This is a genomic window from Hymenobacter elongatus, assembly GCF_004745955.1.
Lineage (GTDB): Bacteria > Bacteroidota > Bacteroidia > Cytophagales > Hymenobacteraceae > Hymenobacter > Hymenobacter elongatus.
In genome coordinates, this window is record NZ_SRLD01000111.1 from 1 (window position 1) to 997 (window position 997).

Sequence of the window (997 nt, forward strand, 5' to 3'; positions counted from 1 at the left end):
CGGTGCCCGCCAACAAGCAAAAAAAAACAGCGTCCAGACCCGGTTCGGGCGCGTAGCCATCGCTAAAGCCAATCCGTTCAGCGCCCCGGTGCTGGGCTCGCGGACCAGCCCCTACCTGCAGGCCAAGCTGGTCCTGCTGGCGGCCGACCACGTCTTTGCCCACGTGCCGCCGCTGGTCGAATCCCTGCTGGGTATCCGCGTGAGCACGACCCAGGTCTACCGCCGCACCCAGGCGGCGGCCCAGGCCCTGCCCGCCGCCGCCCTCGATGCGCCCTGTCCGCCGGTAAGCGCCGGCCCGGGGCCGGTCTACGGCATGGTCGATGGCTCGATGCTCTTCACCGACACGGGCTGGCAGGAAGTGAAGGTCGGCCGCATCTTCCAGCATACTGCCCCGGCCGAGCAGACCGGGCCGTCCCAGTACGTGGCCCAGCGGGGTGCCTACGCCGCCTTTACCCAACGCTTTGAGCGCGTACTACCGCCCGACGCACAAGCCGACCAGGTTTTCGTCACCGACGGGGCGCAGTGGATTCACCACTGGCTAAAAGACGCTTATCCTCACGCCACGCACATTTTGGACTTCTATCACGTGGCCGAAAAGCTCGCCGCCGCCGCCCAGGCCGCCGATGCGCCCCCTACCTGGCTGCCGGCGCAATATGCCCGGCTCTGGGCCGGACAAAGCCCGGCCGTGGAACAGGCGGTGGCGGCTTTGCCCGGGCTGCCGGCCCCGCTGGCCGCGCAACTCGGCCACTACCTGCGCACCAATCGCACCCGCCTGCGTTACGACCTGTTCCGCCAACGCGGACTGCTCTGCGGCAGCGGACCGGTCGAGGCCGCCCACCGCACCCTGCTACAGGTCCGCCTCAAACGAAGCGGCCAGCGCTGGTCCAATGGCGGGCTCGACCGCCTCGTACGCTTACGCTCGGCCCTGAAAAGTCCACAAATGCACTTGCTTACCGACCTGTTTAAAAAATCAACCGCGTAGTTTTGAATTACACCC

General features: G+C 67.0%; 1 protein-coding gene. It reads left to right on the forward strand.

Features of this window, described 5'->3' with window-relative positions; all coding sequences use genetic code 11:
• Nucleotides 1-982, forward strand: a 982-nt coding sequence (locus E5J99_RS21560) for a hypothetical protein (protein ID WP_167852287.1), incomplete at its 5' end; no start/stop codon positions are given.
• Between the last annotated feature and the right edge of the window lie 15 nt (nucleotides 983-997).